Here is a 6,223-nt window from a genome sequence, read left to right on the forward strand (position 1 = left end):
TCCCCCCGCTGACCCCCGCCACCGCCGAGGCCCGGCTGCGCTGCGCGGTCTGGTGGGACACCGTCCCCGGAGCCGGCGCCTTCCACCTGGAGGCCTCCACGGACGGCACCACCTGGCAGCCCGTCCCCTTCTCCACGGTCCGCACGACGGGCGGTACCCCAGAGCAGTGGCCGGAGGGCTCGGCGGGCGGCTGGTCGGGCCGCATCTGGCACCGCCTGGAGGCCCCCCTCACCCCCTGGGCGGGCCGCCAGGTCAGGCTCCGCTTCCGCCACACCGCAACGGGCCGCTACGTGGGCCGCGGCGTCTACGTGGACGTCATCCGCGTCTCCGAACCCCGGGCCCTCCTCTTCTCCGAGGACCGTCCCGCGGACGCCGCCCGCCTCGAAACCACGGGCTGGACCCGCTCGTCGGACTAGGACGGGTCACCAGGCAGGCGGCCGGCACCCCCGGCCCTGCAACCCATGCCGGTGCTCACGCGTCGGACATCACATGGAACGGGAACAGCTCTTCTTGCTCATACCCCTGGTGATGGGTGTGGTCTTCCTCGGCTTCGGCGTGTACGGACTGCGCCGCGCCGGGGAGATTCGTCGCACGGGTGTCACCGCGGCCGGCCGGGTCGTCCGTCACCGCATCCGGCAGGACGACGACGGGGTCACCTATCACCACCCGGTCGTGGGCTGGACGACCCGGGACGGCCGAGAGTGCGAGTACCCCTCCACGCTGGGCCGCGGCGGCACCGCCACACGGGGCCTCGCCATCGGCAGCCCCGTCACGGTCCGGTACGACGAGAAGGACCCCAGCCGCTTCGCGATCCAGGGCTGGGACTCGACCACGGTCGAGACGGTGTTCACCGTGGTGGGGGCCGCTCTCACAGCCGGCGCGCTGACGATCCTCCTCCTGACCGCCTCGTGACCCTCCGTCCGCTCAAACCGGCCGGCCCGTGACCACCAGGTCGCCGTCCGGGGAGGTGAAGGAGCAGGCATCGCGGTCGGGGGCGTGGTAGTAGCCGCGGATGGTGTGCGGGCCGCGGGTCTGGAGTTCCCCGGTGGCGCCGTCGGGGACGGGGGCGCCCGTGGCGTCGACCAGGCGGATCTGGTCGCCGGGCGAGAGCGGGCGGCCGTGGGTGGTGGGGGCGGAGCCGTCCGGGCGGGTGAGGGTGAGTACGCCTTCGGGCAGGCCGAAGGCCAGCTGGACGCGGCAGTTCAGGGCCGCGCCGATCCGTTCGGCGGTCTCGCGTTCCGGGGGCGCCCCGCAGATCTGCACGAGGCGCGGCGCGGCACCCGGAAGGGGAAGGGCGTCGAGCCATCGCCGGGCGGTGCCGGCGGTCAGCGTGGTGACGGTGACCCGTTCCCGGGCGAGGGCGGGGAGGCAGACGGCCGGGTCCGGGCCGTCGGTCAGGACCACGGTTCCGCCGGCCGACAGGGTGCCGATGACGCCCGGGCCGCCCAGGGCGAGGTCGGCCTCGACGGGCAGGGCGGCCAGGTACACGTCCTCCTCGGTGAGCGACAGCAGCTCCGCGGCGGCCGTGACCTGGTGGGCGTAGTCGTCGTGGGTCCGCGGAACGAGCCCGCCGGTGCCGGAGAGCAGCAGGAACGCCACCTGGCCCGCGCTCAGCGGCAGCGCCGGTTCGGGCGGGGCGTCGAGGGAGGCCAGCGGCGCGTACTGGCAGTTCGACGGGTCGGTGGTGAGGCCGCCGTACGGGGACTCGGTGCCGGGCGTCTCATAGGTGAACACCCGCCGCAGGAAGGGCCATCGGGCGGCGATGCGGGCGGCCATCGCGGTGTGGTCGAAGCCCTCGTGCGTCGAGGGGCCGACGTAGCCGACGGCCTGGGTGAGCCGGACGAGCTCGGGCACTTCGGGCTCACGGTGGGACACCGGGCAGAACACGGGGACCAGCCCGGCCCGCATCAGCGCGAAGGCGGTGACGACGAACTCGGGAACGTTCGGCAACTGGACGACGACCCGCATCCCGGGCCGCAGCCCGCGCCCCCGGAACCCGGCGGCCATCCGGTCCGCGCGCCGGTTCAGCTGCGCGTACGTGAGCCGGGTGCCGCCGTGCACCAGCGCGGTGCGCGGCCCGTACTGCAGGGCCCAGCCGCGCAGCAGGGTGTCCAGGGTGTTGCCCTGCCAGTGGCCGGCCGCCCAGTAGTGGTCGACGAACTCCTCCGGCCAGGGCGTACAGCCGTCGAGCATCGAAGTCATGTGCCTGTCCCTCCCCCGTTGATCTTGCCCAGCCAAACCCCCCTCCCCCGGCCCGGGCAATGCGCCGTCCGGACCATCGGGGACGGGCCTCTTCGGCGGAACGTCCAACCGGTCAGTCGCAGCTGCTGCCGCTGAAGCAGAGCGCGTGCTCCAGCCCCGGGCGCGGCGGGGAGCCGGGGTGGGAGCGGTCGTGCTCGTGCTGGGCGAGGACGAGCAGGGCGGCCACCGCCGCGGCGGCCAGGAGGTGGGCGCAGGCCGTCCATCGGGCGCGGGACACCATCGCCACCACGGCGAGCACGAGCACGGCGACGAGGAACCGCGACATCCAGACGCGTCCCGCGAGTTCCGCGGCCGCGATCCGCTCGGAGTCGCCCTGGGCGGCCCATCCCTCCATGCCGTGCCCGAAGAGCCCGAGCAGGAACACGACCGCTTCGATCAGGAACAGCAGGACGGCGACGGTGACGTCCGCGCCCGTGGAGGTCCTGTTGGACCAGGGCCAGCGGCGGCGGCGCTGGGTGTCCGGGGATGCCTGTGTCATGGCCTCACCCTGCCGCTGCGATCCCGGGGCACGCATGAGTACGGGTACTCAAGGACTCCCCGGGCCAGGGTGGTATGCCGCGGGATCCTGGGCGGACGTACCGAGGACGGCATCGAGCATGCGGCGGACGGTGGAGGTGAGTTCGGCCGGGTCCGGGGTGGGGCGGGAGGGGGCGAGGGCGCCGGCCAGGCGGTCGTAGAGCAGGCCGTCCGTCCAGGCGGCCAGGAGTTCGGCGCTCTCCTGCGGGTTCGGCGCGCCCAGTGCCGCCAGGACCGCCGCCGCGCGCGCCCGTACGGCGAGCCCCGCTTCGCGCAGGTCCGGTTCCAGTTCCGGGTTCCGGGCGGCCTCCAGGCTCAGCTCGAAGCGGGCCAGTTGGCGTTCGCGGCCGGCCGTCAGCCAGTGGTGCAGCAGGGTGCCGAGCGCGCGGGCGGCCTCGTCGCGGTCGGTCGGCAGGCTCGACGGGACTTCGGAGACGTCCAGTTCGGCCAGGCGGCGGTAGCCGGCGGCGATCAGGGCGGTGCGGGTGCGGAAGTAGTACGAGGTGCTGCCCGCCGGGAGCCCGGCGGCGGCGTCGACGGCGCGGTGCGTGAGGCCGCGCAGGCCGGAGGCGGCGACGAGGCCGATGGCGGTGTCGGCGATCAGCGTGCGGCGGTCCGTGGCGGACGCGGGGCCGGCGGAGGGTTCCCGGGTGGACATGGAGTCACTCTACAGCTGTAGAGTGACCGACGAGTCCTCTACGGATGTAGAGGATCTGGAGGATCCTTCCCGAACGCAGGAGGCCGTGCCATGTCCGTACGCCAGCGCCATGCCGTCGTCGCCGGAGCCGGGATCGGCGGTCTGACCGCCGCACTGGCCCTGACCCGGCAGGGATGGAAGGTCACCGTGTGCGAGCGGGCCGAGGGGCCCTCGGCCGCCGGCGCCGGGATCGTCCTCGCCCCCAACGCGCTGCGCGCCTTCGACGCCATCGGCTTCGACCCCGCCCCCGGCCCGGGCCGCGCCCCCGCGATGGCGATGTGCCTGCGCCGCCCCGGCGGCGGCCGGCTCAACCGGGCCGATCCCGCCGCCTTGGCCGCCCGCTACGGCCGGACCCCGCTCGCCCTGCACCGGGCGGCGCTCACCGCCGCACTGGCCGCCGGGCTCCCCGAGGGCGCCCTGCGGTACGGGGCGGCCGTCACCGCCGTGGACGGGGACGAGGGGCGCGCGGTGGTCCGTACCACCGCCGGGGACCTCACCGCCGACGCCGTCGTCGCCGCCGACGGCATCCACAGCCCGCTGCGCCGCCGCCACTTCCCCCAGCACCCCGGACTGCGCTACTCCGGGGAGACCGCCTGGCGCACCGTGCTCCCCGCCGCAGCGGTGCCCGCCGGCGTCGAGGCCGCCGAGACCTGGGGGCGCGGCGAGCGCTTCGGCACGGTCCCGCTCGCCGACGGCGGGCTCTACGTGTACGCCACCGCCGTCGTCCCCGAGGGGTACCGGCCCGCCGACGTCCGCACCGAACTCCTGCGCCGCTTCGGCACCTGGCACCACCCGGTCCCCGCCCTGCTCGAGCGGACGGACCCCGCGCGGGTGCTCCAGCACGACCTGTACGACCTCGCCGCCCCGCTCCCCCGGCTGCACCACGGCCGCATCGCGTGGATCGGCGACGCCGCGCACGCCATGACCCCCAACCTGGGACAGGGCGGCTGCCAGGCCGTCGAGGACGCCGTCGTGCTGGCCCACCTCCTCGCCCGCCCCGACGTACCGGCCGCCCTGGCCGCCTACACCCGGGCCCGGCTCGCCCGGACCGACGCCATCCGGGTCCGGGCCCGCCGCGCCGGGCGGGTCGCCGCCCTGGGGCACCCGGTGGCCGTCGCGGCCCGCGACCTCGTCCTGCGGGCCGTCCCCGCCCGGGCCTCGCTGCGCGCCCTGGACGACCTGTTCAACGGCTTCGCCCTGCCCGGACGGGCCGGGTAGGCCGGGTAGGGGCCCGTGGCGGGGCCGAACGGGGCGGGGCGGAATGCCCACCGTGCCCGGGGGCGTTGAGGCTCGTTGTCGAAGTTGTTGACCATGTGATCGAAGGCCGGGAGAAGACATGACGAGCGACAGGGCGAGCGACAGGTCCGGCGGCATCGACTGGGACCACCCCACCGACCCCAAGCCGGGCAGCTGGCAGCTCGACCACCTCCGCCAGTACGTCGAGACGGACGGGGCCGAGGGCCACGAGTGGCGCGGCACCAGGACCCTCCTGCTGACCACCGTGGGCCGGGTGTCCGGCAACCCCGTCCGGACCCCGCTCATCTACGGCGAGGCCGACGGCCGCTACCTCCTGGTCGCGTCGAAGGGCGGCGCCCCCGAACACCCGCTGTGGTACCGGAACCTGAGTGCCCACCCCGAGGTCCGCATCCAGGTCGGGCCCGAGGTCATGCAGGGCACGGCCCGCACCGCGACCGCCGAGGAGCAGCGCGCCTACTGGCCGGTGATGGTCCGGGAGTGGCCGGCGTACGACGAGTACCAGGCGCAGACGGACCGGGCGATCCCGATCGTGGTGATCGAGCCGGTCCGGGCCGCCTGAGACCGGGCCGGCTGAGACCGGGCCGGACGGGCCGAGGCCGGGCCGGAGTCCGGCCCCTGCCGGGGTCAGCGGCCCAGCAGCGCCATCGCCGCGTTGTGTCCCGGGATCCCGCTGACCCCGCCGCCGCGGACCGCCCCCGCCCCGCACAGCAGGACGTTGGGGTGCTCGGTCTCCACACCCCACCGGCCCGGCCCCCCGTACGGCCAGGAGAGGTCGCGGTGGAAGATGTGCCCGCCGGGCAGGCGCAGTTCCTGCTCCAGGTCCAGCGGGGTCTTCGCCTCGATGCAGGGCCGGCCGTCGGCGTCGAAGGCCAGGCAGTCGGTGAGCGGTTCGGCGAGGTGGGCGTCGAGCTGGGCCAGGGTGGCGGTCAGCAGCACCTCGCGCGTCTGCCGGTTGTCCTTCTCGAACAGCCGGGCCGGGGTGTGCAGTCCGAAGAGGGTGAGCGTCTGGCAGCCCCGCGCGGTGAGTTCCGGCCCCAGGATCGTGGGGTCGGTCAGCGAGTGGCAGTAGATCTCCGAGGGCGGTACGGACGGCAGTTCCCCCGCGGCGGCCTCGGCATGGGCCCGCCGGAGCTGTTCGTAGCCCTCGGCGATGTGGAAGGTGCCGGAGAAGGCCTCGCGGGGGTCCACCGAGGTGTCGCGCAGCCGGGGCAGCCGGCGCAGCAGCATGTTGACCTTGAACTGGGCGCCCTCGGGGGGCCGGACGACCGGGTCCGGTTCCTCGCCGAGGAGTTCGGCCAGCGCCCTCGGGGAAGCGTTGACCAGGACGGTCCGTGCCGCGACGGTGCCTTCGCCCGTGGCCGTCCGGAAGGCGACCTCGGCCGGGGAGGTGCCGTCGGTGTGGATCCGCAGCGCCTCGTGCCCGGTGGCGATCTCCGCGCCGCCCGCGCGGGCGGCGTCGGCCAGGGCGTCCGTGAGGGCGCCCATGCCGCC

Annotated in this window: 7 protein-coding genes and 1 pseudogene; 4 read left to right on the forward strand and 4 right to left on the reverse strand. The window is 75.3% G+C overall.

Translation table 11 applies throughout. The features are described 5' to 3' along the window. Together VR44_RS25590 and VR44_RS25595 are read left to right on the forward strand one after the other, a co-directional pair. Positions 1-416, forward strand: a pseudogene (locus VR44_RS25590) (serine hydrolase); the annotation flags it as partial. 73 nt (positions 417-489) lie between these two features. Next, positions 490-912 (forward strand): DUF3592 domain-containing protein, encoded by a 423-nt coding sequence (locus VR44_RS25595; protein ID WP_045949953.1) that lies wholly within the window; start codon positions 490-492, stop codon positions 910-912. Positions 913-924: 12 nt separating this feature from the next. Here the strand turns inward: VR44_RS25595 and VR44_RS25600 are convergent, their stop codons facing one another. The 3 genes from VR44_RS25600 to VR44_RS25610 all read right to left on the reverse strand — a co-directional run bounded on the left by VR44_RS25600 (position 925) and on the right by VR44_RS25610 (position 3,436). After that, positions 925-2,202: an AMP-binding protein gene (locus VR44_RS25600; protein ID WP_045949954.1), complete on the reverse strand. Its 1,278-nt coding sequence runs from the start codon at positions 2,200-2,202 to the stop codon at positions 925-927. A 112-nt stretch (positions 2,203-2,314) separates the two neighbouring features. Beyond that, complete coding sequence (locus tag VR44_RS25605; protein ID WP_063778968.1) at positions 2,315-2,740, reverse strand: DUF6234 family protein; 426 nt, start codon at positions 2,738-2,740, stop codon at positions 2,315-2,317. A gap of 48 nt (positions 2,741-2,788) precedes the next feature. Then, positions 2,789-3,436, reverse strand: a complete 648-nt coding sequence (locus tag VR44_RS25610) for a TetR/AcrR family transcriptional regulator (RefSeq protein ID WP_045949956.1) — start codon at positions 3,434-3,436, stop codon at positions 2,789-2,791. A 90-nt stretch (positions 3,437-3,526) separates the two neighbouring features. Between VR44_RS25610 and VR44_RS25615 the strand changes: the two genes are divergently transcribed. Both VR44_RS25615 and VR44_RS25620 read left to right on the forward strand, forming a co-directional pair. Beyond that, a complete protein-coding gene (locus VR44_RS25615; RefSeq protein ID WP_045949957.1) occupies positions 3,527-4,693 on the forward strand; it encodes an FAD-dependent monooxygenase in 1,167 nt (388 codons plus the stop codon). A gap of 118 nt (positions 4,694-4,811) precedes the next feature. Next, positions 4,812-5,291: a nitroreductase family deazaflavin-dependent oxidoreductase gene (locus VR44_RS25620; protein ID WP_094191916.1), complete on the forward strand. Its 480-nt coding sequence runs from the start codon at positions 4,812-4,814 to the stop codon at positions 5,289-5,291. Between the two features lie 65 nt (positions 5,292-5,356). Here the strand turns inward: VR44_RS25620 and VR44_RS25625 are convergent. Further along, positions 5,357-6,223 (reverse strand): phytoene desaturase family protein (locus VR44_RS25625; RefSeq protein WP_045949959.1); only part of this gene is annotated, 867 nt, incomplete at its 5' end.

Source organism: Streptomyces katrae, from assembly GCF_000966975.1.
Lineage (GTDB): Bacteria > Actinomycetota > Actinomycetes > Streptomycetales > Streptomycetaceae > Streptomyces > Streptomyces katrae.

Excerpts from the sequence above, each read along its gene's own strand:
- VR44_RS25595 (WP_045949953.1), top strand. The coding sequence starts at position 490 with ATGGAACGGGAACAGCTCTTCTTGCTCATACCCCTGGTGATGGGTGTG.
- VR44_RS25600 (WP_045949954.1), bottom strand. The coding sequence starts at position 2,202 with ATGACTTCGATGCTCGACGGCTGTACGCCCTGGCCGGAGGAGTTCGTC.
- VR44_RS25605 (WP_063778968.1), bottom strand. The coding sequence starts at position 2,740 with ATGACACAGGCATCCCCGGACACCCAGCGCCGCCGCCGCTGGCCCTGG.
- VR44_RS25610 (WP_045949956.1), bottom strand. The coding sequence starts at position 3,436 with ATGTCCACCCGGGAACCCTCCGCCGGCCCCGCGTCCGCCACGGACCGC.
- VR44_RS25615 (WP_045949957.1), top strand. The coding sequence starts at position 3,527 with ATGTCCGTACGCCAGCGCCATGCCGTCGTCGCCGGAGCCGGGATCGGC.
- VR44_RS25620 (WP_094191916.1), top strand. The coding sequence starts at position 4,812 with ATGACGAGCGACAGGGCGAGCGACAGGTCCGGCGGCATCGACTGGGAC.